Raw genomic sequence first — 17,816 nt, forward strand, 5'->3', positions numbered from 1 at the left:
CGAGTAATTTCTACCATCAATCAATGAAAATAATTTCGATCGATCAACCAGTAAAAATCCACACAAGTTGTTCTTCATAATCTCTTAATGATCTTTCTAACACCTCGTCAGTGCCAGAAGCTGGATTCAATAAACTTAACAACTCAACGCTTCGCGTTTCGTTCGTTTCCGTCTATCTCGTCGGTATGGGGTGCATTCTAGAGGATTTCAGAATCATTGCAACCCCCAATTCACTATATTTTTCACGTATGTATCTTTTTTCTACGAATTTTATTAAAAAATCACTTTTTTATCTAAATTTTGAGCATTTTTATCAAATAAATACCGTATTCATTGCTTTTCAAATATAAACAGCTCGATTTTTTAAGACCTGATAGCTATCAAAAAACCATAAAAAACAGATAAGAGCTAAAAAATGAATCTTTATCTGCAAAATTTTTCTGAATTCTCTAAACAAGATGAGCAATATTTCCTACTTTTCTATCAGACTTATAGATCGCACACTCAATTTAATGTCTACTGAATATTTTTATATTTACTTTCTTTATCCATCTAAACTTTTTAGTTAGAAAGTATCGAGCTATTTCGTGATAGCTTTATCTCCCTCACAAATAAACTCGATATTTACAGCATACCTGACAAGAATATAAACCATCATTAAGCTGCATGTTCCTGAGAGTTACACCCCACCCAGTGCCGCATTACTTCCATAATCACTTCTTTCTTGCCACTATAGTCTTCAGCAGCAAATAACAATTTAGCCCGACGTGGTAATCGTTCTTTGACTAAGGAAAACAGAAGATAGTGTGATGCGAGATCTAATTGCTGAAACAGGGCTTGTGCTTGGGCAAAGGATTGTTGTTTCTGTTCAGGCGAATCGTATTCAAACAGGAAACGTAAAATGAAATCAATTTCCTGGTCAAAAATATTTTGAGTCTGATAATGGTACATAAATAATACTTATCCTCTTTTTATAACTTTTATAGATCTTCTTTGAGACCTCATATCATGAACATGCTGATAAGGTGATTCAATTTCAGCACTTACACTGCAGTCTAACCTGTATTTTAAATAAATGAAAAATGCAGCAATTGAATAAAAGCCAAAAGAAATAACGAAAATTTGGAAATAAAAAAGGAAGAGATCTCTCCCAAAATCTCTTCCTTGGAGTTGAATCTTTATTCGATCCATCGTGTCATTATTATAGTTATCTACAAAAATTTAAAAAAAGTCTCCTGGGGAAGAGACTTAAAAATTGCGGAGCTTTTCTTATAAAGTTACCCTCTAGATATGTTTTCTACACAATGTCTAGATGGATAAATCTTAAACATAAAATATGACAAAATCAAGACAATTGGAAAAATTTAAGTATTGTTTTTATAAGCTTTTTTTTGAATTTATTTATTTAAAATATTCATATACGGTACAAAAAATAAAAGCAGGCTAAAGCCTGCTTTTATTTCAATGGCTTAGCACATGCTTAATCAATAAAAGTCACTTTTGCAATTGCTTTTTTACTGGCTTGAACGATCAAAGTCACGTTCTCTTTCACAGAAAAATTAGCATCAACCACATTCCAATCTACTTTAACAGCACCACGACCAATCGCATCTTTGGCTTGAGCCGCATTTTTGGTTAAACCCGCAGCACGTAAAATAGAGGTAATAAAGATTTCACCGCCAAATTCCCCACGTGAAATGGTCACCTCAGGTGTTCCTTCAGGCAATTCACCTTCAGTAATCAGGTTACCCGCACCTTTATGTGCAGTTGCCGCAGCTTCTGCACCGTGGAAACGCTCAACCAGTTCAAGCGCGAGAATCTTTTTCACTTCTTGCGGATTACGGCCTTCAGCCACTTCTTTTAACAGCTGCTGGATTTCTTCAATCGACTTGAAGCTTAACAGATCAAAATAACGCTCGATCAGAGAGTCTGGCATTGAAAGGACTTTTTGATACATCGCACCCGGTGCATCAAACACGGCAATGTAGTTACCCAAAGATTTAGACATTTTATTCACGCCATCTAAACCTTCAAGAATCGGTACCGTAATACAGACTTGTGCTTCCTGGTCATAACGACCTTGCAAAGTACGCCCCATCAACAGGTTAAAGGTCTGGTCTGTACCCCCCAGCTCCACGTCAGCATGTAGTGCGACCGAGTCATAACCTTGCACCAATGGATATAAAAATTCATGAATCGCAATCGGTTGGTGGCTGTTGTAGCGTTTGGTAAAGTCATCACGCTCCAGCATACGCGCTACAGTCTGCTGTGAAGCCAGCTGAATTAAATCAGCTGCAGTTTTCTGAGCAAACCATTCAGAGTTGAATACCACCTTGGTTTTAGCCGGATCAAGAATTTTAAATACTTGTTCTTGATAGGTTTTTGCATTTTCCAGCACTTTTTCACGGGACAATGGCGGACGAGTCGCGCTTTTACCTGTGGGATCGCCAATCATGGCGGTGTAGTCGCCAATCAGGAAATAAACTTCATGCCCCAAATCCTGGAACACTTTCAATTTGTTAATCAGAACCGTATGACCCAAGTGCAAGTCAGGTGCAGTTGGGTCAAAACCCGCTTTAATTTTAAGCGGACGATTTTCTTTTAATTTCTTCAGAAGATCTTCTTCAGAAATAATTTCATGCGTGCCTCGTTGAATGAGGGCAAGTTGTTCTTCAGCCGGCAGGAAATTTGACATCACAAAACCCAAACACATCAGTTATTCAATTTGTGCGATATACTAACACTTTTTCAGCACATTGCAGGCTTAAGAATAATCATGACAGCGATCTATATTGGGGTAATGACCGGCACAAGCATGGATGGTGTCGATATTGTTGCTGCTTCTTTTGATCCCTTACAGCTTCATGCCACCCTCACTTTGCCCTTTGATCCCGATCTTCGTGACGAACTGATGGCACTTACCCTACCGGGCGACAATGAAATTGACCGTATGGGCAAAGCTGACGTTGCTTTAGCCACCATGATTGGTCAGGGCATTAATACGCTCATTGAAAAGAACAACTTAGATCGTAGCCAAATTAAAGCTATCGGTTCGCATGGACAAACCATCCGCCACCGCCCTGAACACGGTTTTACCCTGCAAATTGGTGATCCCAACATCATTACTGAAATGACAAAAATTCCGGTCATTTCAGATTTTCGTCGTCGCGATATGGCGGCTGGCGGTCAAGGTGCCCCACTGGTTCCTGCATTTCATCAAGCCCTGTTTCAGCATGACAGCATTCATCGTGTGATTCTGAATTTGGGCGGGATTGCCAATGTCAGCATGCTGCCTGCCGGCAAACCCGAAGCCGTTTTTGGTTTTGACACCGGTCCTGCCAACATTCTCATGGATGCCTGGTGTCACCGCTATACCGGTCAACCCTATGATGAAAATGGCAACTGGGCAGCATACGGACAACCGATTCGCAGCCTGCTGGACCGCTTGCAAGCGCATGAATTTTTCTCCAAAGAACCCCCGAAAAGTACCGGCCGTGAAGACTTCAACCTGGAATGGCTGGATGAACAGATTCTCGACTGGCGTAATGACCTAGAATATGACGAGCTAGAAGATACCCCTGAAAATGTTCAGGCAACCTTAATGAAACTCACTACCCGTGCCATTAAAAAAGCCATTTACCGTTCTGACATGGATACCGGTGAAGTCTATGTCTGCGGTGGCGGAGCCTATAACTCGAACCTGCTTGAGCAATTGCGCTGGCGTTTACGCAAACACGAATGGACAGTACAAACCACTGCCGATTTAGGACTGAACCCAACCTGGGTGGAAGCTACTGCTTTTGCCTGGCTGGCGATGCGTTTTGTGAATCAGCAAAGCGGGAATCTGCCTGCAGTTACAGGTGCAGCAGGCTATCGTATTTTAGGCAGTATTACTGCAGTCTAAATATTTTTTGTTTCAAAGCTTCAGCATAGAAAAGGTCTGCTTGATGCAGACCTTTTTTATTTCTATACGTTTATTAGTTCTATACTTTACAGAGTCACTTACCTCATCAGATTTTTGGCATTTTCCTGACGAAAAGCATTCAAAATCTGTTGTCCAGCCCGTCCGGTTGGACTAAGACCCAAACGAATCTGCTCCTGACGGATCGCTTGACGGGTTTTATCCCCAATCAGGCCATCTACGCTGCCAATGTCATAACCGCGATTGATCAGGAACTGCTGAATTTCACGACGTTCTGCACGTGATGTTCCTGCATCATCGGTAGGCCAGGCTTTACTAAAACCGCCTCCACCTTGTAGCCGATCGGACAAATGCGCAATCGCTAATGCATAACTTTCTGCCGCGTTATAACTATATATAGCATCGAAGTTTTTAAAGACCAGAAATAACGGCCCATTTGCACCTGCAGGTGCCATAAGGCCCGCAGCAGATGACTCGCTTAAATTACCCTGAATGAGCGCTGTACCATCAGCACGCACCACACCACGACTCACCCAGCTGCTTAAAGCCTTTTTATTGCGACGGCTTTCCCCGGTAATGGAAATGCCTTCAGGGATTTTAACTTCAAAACCCCAAGGTTGCCCGGTTTGCCAGCCACGCTTTTTCAGAAAATTTGCAGTTGAAGCCAGAGCATCTGAGGTACTGGACACCAGATCACGACGACCATCACCATCAAAATCCACCGCCAGCTCTTCATAGGTGGAAGGCATAAACTGGGTATGGCCAAATGCTCCCGCCCATGAGCCTTTCATTTGCTGCTCGCTTAAGTCACCGCGTTGTAAAATTCGCATGGTGCTAAAGAATTCGCCACGAAAAAAACCTTGCCGACGCCCTTCACAACTTAAAGTACCCAAAGCCTGCAATAAAGGATAACTTCCAGAAATATCGCCAAAGTTACTTTCCACCCCCCAAACAGCGACCACTGTTTCAGCCGGCACTCCATAAGTGGCTGCAACACGATTCAACACATCACGGTGCTGGGCTAATTTTTGACGCCCGAGTTGCACTCGCTCTTCATCCACCAGACCGGATAAATAGTCCCAAATCGGAGTCGAAAATTCAGGCTGATAATTCAATTTATCAATCACGGAATAATCGGGGGTTAAATTTTGCGTATAGCGATCATAGGTAGAACCACTCACACCCGAGTTCATAGCCTGAGTACGTAAATTAGCAATACATTGCTGAAAATTATTTCGCGGAGTCAAAATTTGATTTGAAGGTGTCGTGGAAGTGACTGTGACAGGTTGACCATTAATAATCAGCTCAGCATTGGCTTGAGTCATGGCAAGGAAAACTGAACCTAAAACGAAAGCTAAGCGCTGCATAGTATCCTTTACGATCTTTGAATTTAAATTATGCTTTTACCATACCACCATCAGCACATCGTTTCTGAATCAAATCGTAAATTTAAATTCATTTTCTTCATTTTAAATTCATATTTCACTTTTGAATTTAAAAATTTTATCCACAGGCTTTATTTTTAGATTTTTTAAATTCAAAACACAGGCAAATATGAATTTAAATTTATTATTTTAAATTTAAAGCAAAATTTTAAATTCAAATAGCTTGTGGATAAGTTAATTCCACTATTTTTATAGTTTTAGAAAGCGAATACTTTAAATTCAAAATCCTATTTTTTAAATTTAAAAGTTTAAATTCATTTCTCCTTAAACCATTTGAATTCATATTTTTTAAATTCAAATGCACGAGTTTAAATTTAAATTCATATTTTTGAATTTATTTTTATCTTTTGAATTTAAAAATTCCTGCATCGTTTTACAACAATAAAACTGAAATACAGAGCCATTCTATTTGTTTGTTTTTTATTCAGTCTATTTATAAATCATTGTACAAATAACATACAATTATTTTTTCCTTGTTCCGATAAATGGCATCTTCCTCGAAAAGAGGCGCAATCATGCCCGAACTGCAGGCATAAAAAAAGCGATCATTGGCATGACCGCTTTTTTATCATTCAAACTTGGGTTTAAATGCTCATATCTTCGCTAAGTGCTAGTGGATTTGGCAAAATTTTCGCCAATGCGCGGCATAATGCAGTCAGATCAGCACGGTCATTTGGCATCAGGGTGATATGGCCAATCTTACGGCCTTCACGCTCAGTCTTGTTGTAAAGGTGCAAATGAGCACCATTTAAAGCCAAGACATCTTCAGACTTAGGATGTTGACCAATAATATTGATCATTACCGTTGGGCGAACCACTTCAGTTGAACCCAATGGCAAGCCAGCCACCGCACGAATGTGGTTTTCAAACTGCGAGCAAACAGCACCTTCAATTGACCAGTGACCCGAGTTATGCACGCGTGGTGCCATCTCGTTGGCATACAAGCCTTTGTCAGTGACAAACAGCTCTAGCGTCAATACACCGACATAATTCAAATGATTGAGCAGGCGAGTGATGTAGTCTTGTGCAACCGGCTGTAAATCGGCACTGTTGGGTGCCGGAACAATCGAATGCGACAAAATGCCGTTGTGATGATGATTTTCAGCCAATGGCCAGGTTTTCACATCACCATTTTGGCCACGCACTGCAATAATTGAAACTTCACGTGAGAAAGTCACAAAACTTTCTGCAATGAGTTCACCGGCAGGACCAAGTTCTGCCCAAGCCTGATCAATCTGATCGGCTGAACGAAGAACAAACTGGCCTTTACCGTCATAACCACCACGTGAGGTTTTCAAAACGATGGGTAAACCAAGTTCTGCCACAGCAGCCTGCAAGCTCTCAAGTGAAGTAACCGCTTTATAAGGCGCTACCGGAATCTCCAGCTCATCAAACAAGGCTTTTTCAGACAGACGATGCTGTGCAATTGCCAGAGCCTGACGTGGCGGATGCAATTGTTTTTGCTGGGTTAAAACATCCACATCTTCCAGTGGGGTATTTTCAAATTCCAGGCTGAACACATCTGCACTGTGAATGAAATCTTGCAGACCATTTTCAGCTTGACTTGAGATGACCTGGCCCAAAGCTGCAGAAGGGCAATCTGTATTGGCTTCAAAGAAGGTACATTGAATGTTCAGCGGTAGAGCAGCTTGTGCCATCATACGGCCGAGTTGACCACCACCAAAAATACCGATGGTTTTATCCATAACGTGTGTCCCGTTTTAAGCTTGGCTTTAGTTTTGACCAGGAATATTTTTGCTTGCCACTTTTTCAGTTTGCGCAGCGCGGAATTCAGCAACATTTTTGGCAATTTCAGGACGTGTCAGACCTAAAATCTGTGCTGCCATAATGGCGGCATTGGTTGCACCAGCAGGACCAATTGCCAAGGTACCCACTGCAATACCGGCTGGCATTTGCACGATCGAAAGCAATGAATCTACACCGTTGAGGATTGAAGATTTCACCGGTACACCCAGAACAGGTAAATCGGTTTTTGCCGCACACATGCCTGGAAGATGCGCTGCACCGCCAGCACCGGCAATAATCACCTGAATGCCACGCTCACGCGCTGTTTCCGCATATTCAAATAAACGGTCTGGAGTACGGTGTGCAGAAACAACTTCCGCTTCAAATGGGACGCCAAGCTGTTTCAGCATATTGGCAGTGTGTTCCAGAGTTGCCCAGTCAGATTGGGAACCCATGATAATTCCAACGAGAGGTTGAGTGTCTGCAGCAGCCGCATTCATTGCAAATGTTCCATAAACGAATGTAAGGAAGGATAAATCTCGACAAGAGCCAAGTTTTAAATGAATCACAAGCCCGATATTATAGACTGATTTTTCATCTCACCAAAATTTAACAGCACAAGCAGGCGGATATTTTCATTTTTTTTATAGAAATCACTGAAAATAGGGCAGTGGCCAATTTACTGGCTACGGAATACAAAATAAATACAGCCCACCAAACACAGCCCTGCCCACACATAATCCAGTTTAAAAGGCTGTTTAAACAGAAAAATCATAAAAGGCACAAACACCAGCAAGGTCACCACTTCCTGGGTAATCTTCATTTGTCCCACGGCCCAGCCTTGTTGGGCAAGCAGGCGAGTGGCCGGAATCATAAAGCTATATTCAAGCAGGGCAATTACCCAGCCAAATAAAATTGCTTGCCAGATTGGCGCACCATGTAAAAATTTAAGATGACCATACCAGGCCAATGTCATAAAGCAGTTGGAAATAATTAAAAGCAGCAGGGCAAAGTACATAGTCAGTTCATCTGGAATAACTGCAAATATTTTACGTTTTTACCATAAAAAAGCATGTGATTTCCTGACTGATTTTAGCTCGGAGAAATCCCGATCCCAAAGCCTCCTAAACTACTGGATGTAATGCCGGGAATAGATACAAGAAAGACTATCTTTTCCGCAAAACCCTTGATATCGTTGCTTTCAAATTGAATAAATCATGACAACACCACCAACAACAACGTGATGTGTCTAAAAAGCAGTGGAGTTAAAACGCATGCATCTGCATATTTTGGGTATTTGTGGCACCTTTATGGGCTCGCTGGCACTCTTGGCGCGTGATTTGGGACATAAGGTGACGGGTTCAGATGCAAACGTCTATCCACCCATGTCGACCCAACTGGAAAATGCAGGCATCAGCTTGATGCAGGGTTATGACCGCAGTCATTTGCAGCCGCATCCGGATCTGGTCATTGTCGGTAATGCCATGAAGCGTGGCATTGATGCAGTAGAATATATGTTAAATGAGGGTTTACCGTATATTTCAGGTCCGCAATTTTTGGCCGATCATGTTTTGCAAGGCAAACATGTGCTGGGTGTTGCAGGAACTCATGGTAAAACCACAACGACGACCATGCTGGCTTGGGTACTGGATCAGGCTGGTTTAAACCCGGGTTTCCTGATTGGGGGCGTGCCCTTAGGTTTTAGTGAAAGCGCACGCTTAGGTGGCGGTAAATACTTCTGTGTAGAAGCCGATGAATATGATTCTGCCTTCTTCGACAAGCGTTCCAAGTTTGTACATTATCATCCTAAAACCGCAATTTTAAATAACCTTGAATTTGACCATGCTGATATCTTTGATGATCTGGCCGCGATTCAAAAACAGTTCCATCACCTGGTGCGGACCATTCCCAGCGAAGGCCGCATTATTGCCCCAATCACTGAAAGCAATATTGATGAAGTTCTGGAAATGGGCTGCTGGACCCCTGTGGTTCGCACTTCGTTGGATGCCAATGACAAAGCATCACTTTCTGCCGAACAACTGTCCGCAGATGGCTCGCACTTTAAGGTACTGGAAAATGGTGTGGTCAAAGGCATCGTTCAGTGGAATATGACCGGACAGCACAGTGTGGCCAATGCCCTGGCGACCATTGCAGCGGCTGAACACGTAGGTGTTGCCATTGAAACTGCATGTGAAGCACTTTCAAACTTTGGCGGGGTAAAACGCCGTATGGAATTGCTGGATACGGTAAAAGGCATTGAGGTGTATGACGACTTTGCCCATCATCCGACCGCGATTGAAACTACGCTGGACGGCGCACGCAAACGCCTGGGTGAACGTAAACTTTGGGCCATTATTGAACCGCGTTCCAATACCATGCGTATGGGTAGCCATAAAGAGGGCCTGGCACACTCGGCACGTTTGGCCGATGAAGTGATCTGGTATCAACCGGAAGGGCTGGACTGGGATCTACAGCCCGTGATTGACGCTGCACCGAACAAAGCCGTGGTGGCACGTTCGCTGGATGACATTATTCAAACGGTGACCACAGAAGCAGGCGAGGGCGATGCTGTAGTGATTATGTCAAATGGCGGTTTTGGCGGCTTACACCAGAAACTGATTAGTGCGTTAAAAGCGTAGAGGTTGCACTTCAACTGCTCATCCAAGAATATTAAAAAGCTCACGTCCTGTGGGCTTTTTATTTAAAAATAATTTTGATAGCCCCGTTTGGTCAGACCGGTTCTGGGTTGAACCTCATGCCGGGCTTCTTCCATTTTAAGCAATAAACGAAGAAACTTGCTCATTTGCTCAGCATGCAACTGGTGCGGCTGGAATTTCTCCAAACCTATTGCTTTGAATAATCTGCTGATCTTGCCATGCTGGTTAACATATTTCATCGACCATTTTTTAAAATGAATCTGCTCAATCCTATGGTCAGGAAAACGCTGAATCTGATGATGGCGAGCATCTTGACTGATCTTTGAAAATAAGCCTTCCAGCTGCTGTTTTTCACCTTCAAGACATTGAAAATAAATGCCTTCAGCATAATAAAGCACGCCATAAATATCATGTGCCTGATTAAAAGATCGTGCCGTCGCTAAAATGTCACTTAAATCCTGTAATAGATCATTGCCGGATTCAACACGACTACTGGCATAACATAATTGAATCAGCATAAAAATTCCTATTTTGACTTATGCAACTTTGTAATAGGCCGTTTTTCTTTCACGGCTCAATATCCTAAGCCCATACTATAATTGATTTTTTTTTAATCAAATGTAATTTTATTCTTACATGCTCATTTGATCAGGACGGCTTAATTTTTCAATGAGATGCTATTAACTTAAAGTTAAACAAATAAAAAATAAACAATTTTCTAAAATTAGGAGATAAGCATGTTAAAAAAAGTTTTTATCATGACTGGATTATTGTGCCTTTATTTAAGCTTTATTATTGTGTTACACCGCTTCGGTGTGGAAGAAATGCTGAATATCGCAATTTCATCTTGCCTGTTGGGAATCTCGCTTAAATTCTGGGTACAGCAGCATTTTTATTTAATGCTGAGTCTGGTTATTTTAGCATTGCCTTTTCTGTGGCTCGAACAGTATAAAATGCTTGAAATGATGCTGATGACCGCCTTGCTGGGCGTCACCCTGACCCACCTGGTCCAGTCCCGTAAAAAATACCTGTTAAAATCCAAACCCTATAAATCTGTTTTAAGAGATTGATCAGGCAGATAGAACAGGCAAAATCTGTCTAATCTGTCCTGACATTTTATGAGAGCCGATCAAGCTAAACATATTGCTGTAAGCCCACAATTTCAGGCTTTGTTGAAATCACATCATTCTGTAAGCAAAGCTGTCTGAGTAATGACTTTGTCAACTACTATTGCTAGCTTAGATATACAAACTCTGCGTATTCATGCTCAATACTTCAACGTCCTATAAATACGGCAGGGCATCTGATTAACTTCTTTCTTCCTATCATCATTCAGTGTTCCTCTAATTAAATATTCTGCTTTAATTTTTTTAAAGAGGAGATTTATTTGATAGTGTGAAAGAGATGAAATAACAAAGGAATAAGCTGATGACAACAATGAAAGCAATGGTCTATTACGGCGAAAATGATATCCGCTTTGAAGAGCGCCCGATTCCCCAAATTATTAATCCCGATGATGCGGTGATCCGAGTCACCAAAACCACCATTTGCGGTACCGATTTAGGTATCTGGAAAGGTAAAAACCCTGAAATACAGGAACATGCCAAAACCCTAACCGGACAGTTTAATGGCCGTATTTTAGGTCATGAAGGTATCGGTATTGTTGAAGAAGTCGGTTCCGCAGTCAAAAAATTCAAGAAAGGCAATCGGGTCATTATCTCCTGTATTAGCCACTGCGGTATCTGTGAGAACTGCCAAAAGCAACTATATTCCCACTGCCAGAATGGCGGAGGCTGGATTATGGGCTACATGATCGATGGTGCGCATGCGGAATATGTACGGACCCCTTTTGCCGACACTTCGCTTTATCTTTTACCTGAAGGCTTAAATGAAGATGTCGCGGTGTTTTTATCCGATGTACTGCCAACTTCACATGAAATTGGCGTGCGATATGGCAATGTGAAACCCGGTGATAGTATTGCCATTATCGGCACAGGACCAATCGGGATGGGTTGCGTGCTGACCTCACAATTCTATTCGCCTTCTGTCATTATTGCAGTCGATACGGATGATCACCGTTTGGCACTGGCCAAGGAATTGGGTGCAACCCATACCATCAATTCAGCTCAAGAAGATGCCATTCAGCGCATTTTGGACATTACCGAGGGCAGGGGCGTAGATTGCGCCATTGAAGCCGTAGGTGCAGAACCCACCTGGAATATTTGTCAAAATGTGGTGAAAGAAGGCGGGCATCTGGCCAATGTCGGGGTCCATGGCAAGTCGGTCAATTTTGAAATCAACAAGTTGTGGATTAAAAACCTGACCATCACCACAGGTCTGGTGAATGCCAATACTACAGACATGCTCCTTAAAACCTGCTGTTCCGGAAAATTGCCGATGGAAAAACTGGCATCGCATCATTTTAAATTTGCTGAATTTGAGAAAGCTTATGATGTGTTTAAACATGCCGCAGACCAGAAGGCCATGAAAGTTATTATTGATCTGGATCAGTAGGTTCAAAACATAAAAAAGCCCAAAAAATTGGGCTTTTTAAATCACTTTTTAAACTTAGGCGACAACGTCTGCCAAACTCTGATCACGTTTAAACATCACATCGACATAAGAACAGGTGGGCACAATTTTCAATCGTTTTTGACGGGCAAATTCAACTAAAACATCTAGCAATTTTCGTGCTACGCCTTGGCCACGCAAACAATCATCCACCCAAGTATGGTTGGCGATAATTTTATGCTCACCAGTCCAGATATAAGTGATTTCCGCAATTCGTTGACCTGCATCATTCAAAGTAAAAAATTCACCTTGTTGGCCATTATCCTGGTGTTGAAACTGCATCGCTAGTCCTCACTTTTTATTTGACTGAAACCAGAATACGTTAAAAGTAGATTATTTTAAAACATTGTGAATAGATAAAATTTGCACAATTCACATAAATATGCGATTCTTCAGCCACATTTGGATGAAATCCAAAACAAAATTAAGTTGAACAAGGGGAGTAGCCTCCTCCAGACCTGATCTTTTAATCTTACTCAAAGATCAGGTGTCAGAATATCGTCATTACACTTTGCAAAAAGTCGGTATCTGAGCATCTGAATTTACAAAATATAGATATTCAGATGTAGGCAAGACCTTGATCATGTTGACAGAGATTTTTAAATCATCTGGCAACAGGTCAAGGTTTTTTTATGGCCAGTTGTCAGATGTGGAGATTTTTATGGAATCCATTGGCAACCCTGGATTGTACCTGGCCTTTTTTTTGATGATAGCAGTCATGCTGATTGTCGACTTTATTGGTTTTAAACACACCGAAGACCAGCCCGTTAAAGTGAAGGTAGCCGCCTATTGGAGTATGGCCTGGGTCACTGTTTCAGTCCTGTTTGCAGGCGGTTTATGGCTGTATTTGCAGCAAACGGCAAGTGTGGCCTTAGCCAATCAAAAAACTATGGAGTTTTTTGCGGGTTATCTGTTAGAGAAATCGCTGGCGATTGATAATGTATTCGTCTGGTTAATGATTTTTGCAGCCTTTGCCATCCCTCCTGCCTTACAGCGTAAAGTGCTGCTTTATGGCGTACTCGGCGCGATTGTTTTACGTACCATCTTTATCTTTATTGGCGCGTGGTTCGTGCAAGAATTCTCTTGGATTCTCTACATTTTCGGTGCCTTTCTGGTCTATACCGGCTTTAAATTCCTGAAAGGCCATGAAGATAATCCGGATATTGAAAACATTGCCCTACTCAAGTGGTTACGTAAACATATGCGTATTACGCCGCATCTGGACGGGCATAACTTTTTCGTGCGTCAAAACGGTGTGTTATGGGCCACCCCCTTATTTTTAGTGCTGGTTTTGGTTGAAGGTTCCGATGTCATTTTCGCAGTCGATTCTATTCCGGCAATTTTTGCAGTCACCACCGATCCCTTTATTGTGTTAACCGCTAACCTGATGGCAATTTTAGGCTTACGTGCCATGTTCTTCTTAATGGCCGGGGCTGCCTCTAAAATGCATTACCTGCCTTATGGCCTAGGGGTTATTTTACTGTTTATCGGTTTTAAAATGCTGATGCTGGATGTGTTCCACATGCCAATCTGGATATCGCTGAGCTTTATTGTGATTGTCCTGTCCATTACCGCATGGCTGTCGATTCGCTACAACAAGCAGCAACAGCAACTTTAATTTTCACTCAAATGACCGAGCCTTTCATCGTTGCGATGGAGGGCTTTTTTATTTCCCATCTTTCAAGCGACTGGATATTGATCCATGCAGTTTTTCATCCTTGAGCATGCCGCTCCATGCATCGCACAGGGGAGAGCATGAAACCCATCCGATCGGGTGTAAGGGCAAAATTTCAGGTACAATCAATCGAAAAAATTCAAAATTGCAGGTTTTCAATGTCTTCTGTAGTTGCAACGACGGCGGTTCGCGGTCGCTTCCTAGATATTCAGAATACGGTTGCCCAAGCGCGTGATATTCACGACCAAGTGCGATATGTAGAAGATGGTTTACTGATTGCCGAAAATGGCAAAATTCGCTGGTTTGGTGACTGGCAAAGCGGCCAGCAGCATGTTCCGGCTGATGTTGAAGTGCATCATTATCCCGACAAGCTGATTGTGCCGGGTTTTATTGATACCCATATCCACTTCCCGCAAACCGAGATGGTCGGGGCCTATGGGGAACAACTGCTCGAATGGCTGAATACCTATACTTTTCCGACGGAATTGCAGTTTAAAGACAAAGCTTATGCAGACAAAATCGCGCAGTTTTTTGTCCAGGAATTATTAAAAAACGGCACCACCACAGCTTTGGTTTTTTGTACCGTGCATGCGGAATCGGTCGATGCCTTATTTGCAGCCGCAGAACAGTATCAAATGCGTTTAATTGCCGGCAAAGTGATGATGGACCGTCATGCACCAGAAGATTTGTGTGACACGCCAGAGACCGCTTATCAGGACTCTAAGGCATTGATTGAAAAATGGCATGGCAAAGGCCGCAACCTGTATGCCATTACCCCACGTTTTGCACCGACCTCGACGCCAGAACAACTGGCCAAAGCAGGGCAGCTAAAAGGGGAGTATCCCGATGTGTATGTGCATACCCATTTAAGTGAAAACAAGCATGAAATCGCCTGGGTCAAAGATTTATTTCCAGAGCAAAAAGGCTATCTGGATGTGTATCACCATTATGGTTTAACCGGGCAGCGTTCGATATTTGCCCACTGCGTACATTTGGAGGATGCCGAGTGGGACTGTATGCATGACACAGACTCGGCCATTGCCTTTTGTCCGACCTCAAATCTATTTTTGGGGAGTGGTTTATTTCCCTTGAAAAAAACCTGGGAAAAACAGGTCAAAGTCGGTTTGGGCACAGACATTGGCGCAGGCACGTCCTTCAGCCAACTGCAAAGCTTGAATGAAGCCTATAAAGTACAGCAGCTTCAGGGCGATAAACTCTCGGCATTCGAGTCTCTGTATCACGCGACCTTGGGCGGCGCCAAAGCCTTGGATCTGGAGGATAAACTGGGTAACTTTAACCTGGGCAAAGAAGCCGATTTTATTGTGCTGGATTTAAAAGCCACTGCACTGCAGGCACTGCGTCAGGAACATGCTAAAAGCATTGAAGATGCTTTGTTTGCTCTGATGACCATGGGCGATGACCGTAATATTCATGCCACCTATATTTATGGAGCAGCAGCCTATGTCAAAAAGTGAAGTGAGGAAAAAATCCGCTAAAAAGATCATTGTGTGGAGTGGAATTGCCCTGGTGTGTGCATTTTTACTGAAACGTGATACGGTGCAGCACAAGGCCTGATGAGATTTACAAGCGCAAAAAAGATGCATCTCTTAAACAGATGTATTAAAATTAAAACAACTTTAGAGGTGTTGCTGGTCAACACCTTTTTTATTTTTTGATTTGCTTTTAGGTATCTCCCCATGACCGTTCATATGAGTGTGATGATCTCAACTGAAGAAATTCAAGCCAAAGTCAAAGAGCTTGGTGCGAAAATTGATGCTCACTATGCCAATAGTGACAAAGAATTGGTGCTGATTGGCTTGCTTCGCGGTTCTGTCATTTTTATGGCGGATTTATGTCGCGCAATCAGCAAGCCACATGAACTCGATTTTATGACCGTATCCAGTTACGGTGGCGGTACTGTTTCAAGCCGTGATGTCAAAATTCTAAAAGATTTGGACGGCGAAATTCGCGGTAAAGATGTGCTGATTGTGGAAGATATTATCGACTCTGGTAATACCCTGAGCAAAGTTCTGGAAATCCTGAGTACTCGCGGTCCCAACTCTATTGAACTGTGTACGCTTATCAGCAAACCTTCACGCCGTGAAATTGAACTTGAAGTGAAATTCCTGGGCTTTGAAGTGGAAGATAAATTTATTGTCGGTTATGGTCTGGACTATGATCAAAAATATCGCCATATTCCATTTATTGGTGAAATTGGTTTATAAGACTGAGCAAAGATACTTAAAGTGGCCGAAGGCCACTTTTTTATGCTTTAAATTGCAAGCGGCACAAAAAAACAACAGTTATTAGCAGGATTCATCTGTTTCGTGTTCGATAAATGATTAATTATAAAAATGAAAGCGAATCGAAATTAAATAAATGATAACAAAAGGAGAAGACTGATGTGGTCACTTATCGTTGCTATCGTGGTCGGTTTTATTGCAGGTTTAATTGCACGAGCTATTCATCCGGGTGATGATAAGGCAGGATTCTTCATTACTGCCTTGCTCGGTATTGCAGGTTCATTATTGGCTACTTATGGTGGACGCTTGCTCGGGCTGTATGGTGAAAACTCTGCAGCAGGTTTTATTGCTTCGGTGATCGGGGCCATCATTATTCTGTTTCTTTATAATCTGGTGACCAAGAATTCCAGGGGTTAAATGTCCTGTCGAATCATGGAATAAGTCATAAAAAAGCACCGTACACGGTAATGCCAGTCAGTTAAGAAATTGACTGGCATTTTCTTTTTTAAATTCATGACTGTATTTAATATATGGGAAAAGTCATCCGCAACTGTTTGAGGCAGGACTACATAAAAAAATGATTGTTTCTGCGACAAATTTGTTAGTTGATAGTGGCTGACGAGTTTTGCGGTCAGGAGCATTGCTCCGCAAGATGTCTTTAGTCTTACGAAGCAGTGCTTCTCAGGGCGAAACCAAAGTAACAAATGAGCTGCAAGGAATTGATTTAAAACGGTAAGACTCCGCCATGAATGACTAAAAAATTAAAGAGTTTATTTCTAAACTCCTTAACTGATCAGCATTAACCGTACATGGTGCTTTTTTATCGTTCCTTGCATCAGCGCAAATCTATTTTATAAACCCAGTTCTTTCCAGATTTTTTCAATTTCCTGGGCCGGGTAGGCACCCATGACTTTAAAGCCATTGGAGAAAATAATGGCGGGTGTCCCGGTTAAACCTAAAGTTTTACCTAAACTTAAATTACGCTCAATCGGATTGGCACAGCTTTTATTAGCACCGGGTTGAATCCCTTTAGCGATCAAATTTGACCAGGCCAAAGCTGGATCTTTTTCACAAAATACCTGTTTGGAAACCGCCACAGATTGAGTTTTAATGGGGTAAATAAAGGTGTAAATCGTCACATCCTTTAATTTGCTTAGTTCAGTTTCAAGCTGTTTACAATACGGGCAATTTGGGTCAGAAAAGATCGCGATCTGACGTTTACCATTACCTCGCACGGTCTTGACCGCATCCTGTAATGGCAATTTTTTCCAGTCAATACTGTTCTGCTTGAGTATTAAATCTTTGGTCAGGTTTTTCTGGTCACTTAACCGGAACATGGAACCGACCAGAATATGTTGGGCCTCTTCCCCCAAATACACCACTTGGCCATCCATTGAGCCGCTATAAATCCCTTTCATTTCGGTGGCTTGAATATTTTCAATGTTCAGTTTGGGATGCTGCTTGCTCAGGTTACTTTTCACCGTATCGACATTTGCCAAAGTTAAAGTGGAAATAAAACTCATCAAGGCACATGCCAATGTTTTTTTAATCATCTGT

At 42.2% G+C, this 17,816-nt stretch carries 17 protein-coding genes; 8 read left to right on the top strand and 9 right to left on the bottom strand.

Features of this window, described 5'->3' with window-relative positions:
- Window positions 1–657: 657 nt before the first annotated feature.
- Window positions 658–951, bottom strand: a complete 294-nt coding sequence (locus BLP85_RS14090; protein WP_092820916.1) for a hypothetical protein — start codon at window positions 949–951, stop codon at window positions 658–660.
- A 529-nt stretch (window positions 952–1,480) separates the two neighbouring features.
- Window positions 1,481–2,713, bottom strand: coding sequence for a tyrosine--tRNA ligase (gene tyrS, locus BLP85_RS14095; RefSeq protein ID WP_165493288.1), 1,233 nt, complete (start codon window positions 2,711–2,713; stop codon window positions 1,481–1,483).
- Between the two features lie 63 nt (window positions 2,714–2,776).
- Between tyrS and BLP85_RS14100 the strand changes: the two genes are divergently transcribed.
- Window positions 2,777–3,904 (top strand): anhydro-N-acetylmuramic acid kinase, encoded by a 1,128-nt coding sequence (locus tag BLP85_RS14100; RefSeq protein WP_092820918.1) that lies wholly within the window; start codon window positions 2,777–2,779, stop codon window positions 3,902–3,904.
- A gap of 98 nt (window positions 3,905–4,002) precedes the next feature.
- Here the strand turns inward: BLP85_RS14100 and BLP85_RS14105 are convergent, their stop codons facing one another.
- The 4 genes from BLP85_RS14105 to BLP85_RS14120 all read right to left on the bottom strand — a co-directional run bounded on the left by BLP85_RS14105 (window position 4,003) and on the right by BLP85_RS14120 (window position 8,131).
- Window positions 4,003–5,289: a lytic murein transglycosylase gene (locus tag BLP85_RS14105; protein ID WP_092820920.1), complete on the bottom strand. Its 1,287-nt coding sequence runs from the start codon at window positions 5,287–5,289 to the stop codon at window positions 4,003–4,005.
- A 662-nt stretch (window positions 5,290–5,951) separates the two neighbouring features.
- Window positions 5,952–7,073: a 5-(carboxyamino)imidazole ribonucleotide synthase gene (locus BLP85_RS14110; protein WP_092820922.1), complete on the bottom strand. Its 1,122-nt coding sequence runs from the start codon at window positions 7,071–7,073 to the stop codon at window positions 5,952–5,954.
- Window positions 7,074–7,100: 27 nt separating this feature from the next.
- On the bottom strand, window positions 7,101–7,613 hold the full coding sequence (gene purE, locus BLP85_RS14115) for a 5-(carboxyamino)imidazole ribonucleotide mutase (protein ID WP_092820923.1): 513 nt from the start codon (window positions 7,611–7,613) through the stop codon (window positions 7,101–7,103).
- A 179-nt stretch (window positions 7,614–7,792) separates the two neighbouring features.
- On the bottom strand, window positions 7,793–8,131 hold the full coding sequence (locus BLP85_RS14120; protein WP_092820924.1) for a DMT family protein: 339 nt from the start codon (window positions 8,129–8,131) through the stop codon (window positions 7,793–7,795).
- Window positions 8,132–8,387: 256 nt separating this feature from the next.
- On the opposite strand from BLP85_RS14120, the gene mpl reads away from it, so the two are divergent.
- Window positions 8,388–9,752, top strand: coding sequence for a UDP-N-acetylmuramate:L-alanyl-gamma-D-glutamyl-meso-diaminopimelate ligase (gene mpl, locus BLP85_RS14125; RefSeq protein ID WP_092820925.1), 1,365 nt, complete (start codon window positions 8,388–8,390; stop codon window positions 9,750–9,752).
- Between the two features lie 62 nt (window positions 9,753–9,814).
- On the opposite strand, the gene BLP85_RS14130 is transcribed toward mpl, so the two are convergent.
- Window positions 9,815–10,288 (bottom strand): BLUF domain-containing protein, encoded by a 474-nt coding sequence (locus BLP85_RS14130; protein ID WP_092820926.1) that lies wholly within the window; start codon window positions 10,286–10,288, stop codon window positions 9,815–9,817.
- Window positions 10,289–10,507: 219 nt separating this feature from the next.
- Here BLP85_RS14130 and BLP85_RS14135 point away from each other — a divergent pair, with 219 nt between their 5' ends.
- Together BLP85_RS14135 and BLP85_RS14140 are read left to right on the top strand one after the other, a co-directional pair.
- A complete protein-coding gene (locus BLP85_RS14135) occupies window positions 10,508–10,840 on the top strand; it encodes a hypothetical protein (protein WP_092820927.1) in 333 nt (110 codons plus the stop codon).
- A gap of 358 nt (window positions 10,841–11,198) precedes the next feature.
- Window positions 11,199–12,284 carry a zinc-dependent alcohol dehydrogenase family protein gene (locus tag BLP85_RS14140; RefSeq protein ID WP_092820928.1) on the top strand — a complete coding sequence of 362 codons (1,086 nt, stop codon included), beginning with the start codon at window positions 11,199–11,201 and terminating at the stop codon, window positions 12,282–12,284.
- 54 nt (window positions 12,285–12,338) lie between these two features.
- On the opposite strand, the gene BLP85_RS14145 is transcribed toward BLP85_RS14140, so the two are convergent.
- A complete protein-coding gene (locus BLP85_RS14145; RefSeq protein ID WP_092820929.1) occupies window positions 12,339–12,623 on the bottom strand; it encodes a GNAT family N-acetyltransferase in 285 nt (94 codons plus the stop codon).
- A gap of 379 nt (window positions 12,624–13,002) precedes the next feature.
- Here BLP85_RS14145 and BLP85_RS14150 point away from each other — a divergent pair, with 379 nt between their 5' ends.
- The 4 genes from BLP85_RS14150 (at window position 13,003) to BLP85_RS14165 (ending at window position 16,676) form a co-directional block, all read left to right on the top strand.
- The gene (locus BLP85_RS14150; RefSeq protein WP_092820930.1) at window positions 13,003–13,959 is read left to right on the top strand and encodes a TerC family protein; all 957 of its coding nucleotides are present in this window, start codon (window positions 13,003–13,005) and stop codon (window positions 13,957–13,959) included.
- Window positions 13,960–14,174: 215 nt separating this feature from the next.
- A complete protein-coding gene (gene guaD, locus BLP85_RS14155) occupies window positions 14,175–15,491 on the top strand; it encodes a guanine deaminase (RefSeq protein ID WP_092820931.1) in 1,317 nt (438 codons plus the stop codon).
- A 222-nt stretch (window positions 15,492–15,713) separates the two neighbouring features.
- Window positions 15,714–16,241, top strand: coding sequence for a hypoxanthine phosphoribosyltransferase (hpt, locus tag BLP85_RS14160; protein ID WP_092820932.1), 528 nt, complete (start codon window positions 15,714–15,716; stop codon window positions 16,239–16,241).
- A 177-nt stretch (window positions 16,242–16,418) separates the two neighbouring features.
- Window positions 16,419–16,676 carry a GlsB/YeaQ/YmgE family stress response membrane protein gene (locus BLP85_RS14165; RefSeq protein ID WP_092820933.1) on the top strand — a complete coding sequence of 86 codons (258 nt, stop codon included), beginning with the start codon at window positions 16,419–16,421 and terminating at the stop codon, window positions 16,674–16,676.
- A 434-nt stretch (window positions 16,677–17,110) separates the two neighbouring features.
- Here the strand turns inward: BLP85_RS14165 and BLP85_RS14170 are convergent, their stop codons facing one another.
- Window positions 17,111–17,812: a DsbC family protein gene (locus BLP85_RS14170; protein WP_092820934.1), complete on the bottom strand. Its 702-nt coding sequence runs from the start codon at window positions 17,810–17,812 to the stop codon at window positions 17,111–17,113.
- Window positions 17,813–17,816 lie beyond the last annotated feature (4 nt).

This window comes from Acinetobacter kookii, from assembly GCF_900096895.1.
GTDB lineage: Bacteria > Pseudomonadota > Gammaproteobacteria > Pseudomonadales > Moraxellaceae > Acinetobacter > Acinetobacter kookii.

What these genes read in the sequence shown, in the direction of transcription:
- BLP85_RS14165 (WP_092820933.1), top strand. Translation starts at nt 16,419, where the DNA reads ATGTGGTCACTTATCGTTGCTATCGTGGTCGGTTTTATTGCAGGTTTA.
- BLP85_RS14150 (WP_092820930.1), top strand. Translation starts at nt 13,003, where the DNA reads ATGGAATCCATTGGCAACCCTGGATTGTACCTGGCCTTTTTTTTGATG.
- BLP85_RS14110 (WP_092820922.1), bottom strand. Translation starts at nt 7,073, where the DNA reads ATGGATAAAACCATCGGTATTTTTGGTGGTGGTCAACTCGGCCGTATG.
- BLP85_RS14145 (WP_092820929.1), bottom strand. Translation starts at nt 12,623, where the DNA reads ATGCAGTTTCAACACCAGGATAATGGCCAACAAGGTGAATTTTTTACT.
- BLP85_RS14140 (WP_092820928.1), top strand. Translation starts at nt 11,199, where the DNA reads ATGACAACAATGAAAGCAATGGTCTATTACGGCGAAAATGATATCCGC.
- BLP85_RS14100 (WP_092820918.1), top strand. Translation starts at nt 2,777, where the DNA reads ATGACAGCGATCTATATTGGGGTAATGACCGGCACAAGCATGGATGGT.
- guaD (WP_092820931.1), top strand. Translation starts at nt 14,175, where the DNA reads ATGTCTTCTGTAGTTGCAACGACGGCGGTTCGCGGTCGCTTCCTAGAT.
- BLP85_RS14170 (WP_092820934.1), bottom strand. Translation starts at nt 17,812, where the DNA reads ATGATTAAAAAAACATTGGCATGTGCCTTGATGAGTTTTATTTCCACT.
- mpl (WP_092820925.1), top strand. Translation starts at nt 8,388, where the DNA reads ATGCATCTGCATATTTTGGGTATTTGTGGCACCTTTATGGGCTCGCTG.
- hpt (WP_092820932.1), top strand. Translation starts at nt 15,714, where the DNA reads ATGACCGTTCATATGAGTGTGATGATCTCAACTGAAGAAATTCAAGCC.
- purE (WP_092820923.1), bottom strand. Translation starts at nt 7,613, where the DNA reads ATGAATGCGGCTGCTGCAGACACTCAACCTCTCGTTGGAATTATCATG.
- BLP85_RS14090 (WP_092820916.1), bottom strand. Translation starts at nt 951, where the DNA reads ATGTACCATTATCAGACTCAAAATATTTTTGACCAGGAAATTGATTTC.
- BLP85_RS14105 (WP_092820920.1), bottom strand. Translation starts at nt 5,289, where the DNA reads ATGCAGCGCTTAGCTTTCGTTTTAGGTTCAGTTTTCCTTGCCATGACT.
- BLP85_RS14130 (WP_092820926.1), bottom strand. Translation starts at nt 10,288, where the DNA reads ATGCTGATTCAATTATGTTATGCCAGTAGTCGTGTTGAATCCGGCAAT.
- tyrS (WP_165493288.1), bottom strand. Translation starts at nt 2,713, where the DNA reads ATGTGTTTGGGTTTTGTGATGTCAAATTTCCTGCCGGCTGAAGAACAA.
- BLP85_RS14120 (WP_092820924.1), bottom strand. Translation starts at nt 8,131, where the DNA reads ATGTACTTTGCCCTGCTGCTTTTAATTATTTCCAACTGCTTTATGACA.
- BLP85_RS14135 (WP_092820927.1), top strand. Translation starts at nt 10,508, where the DNA reads ATGTTAAAAAAAGTTTTTATCATGACTGGATTATTGTGCCTTTATTTA.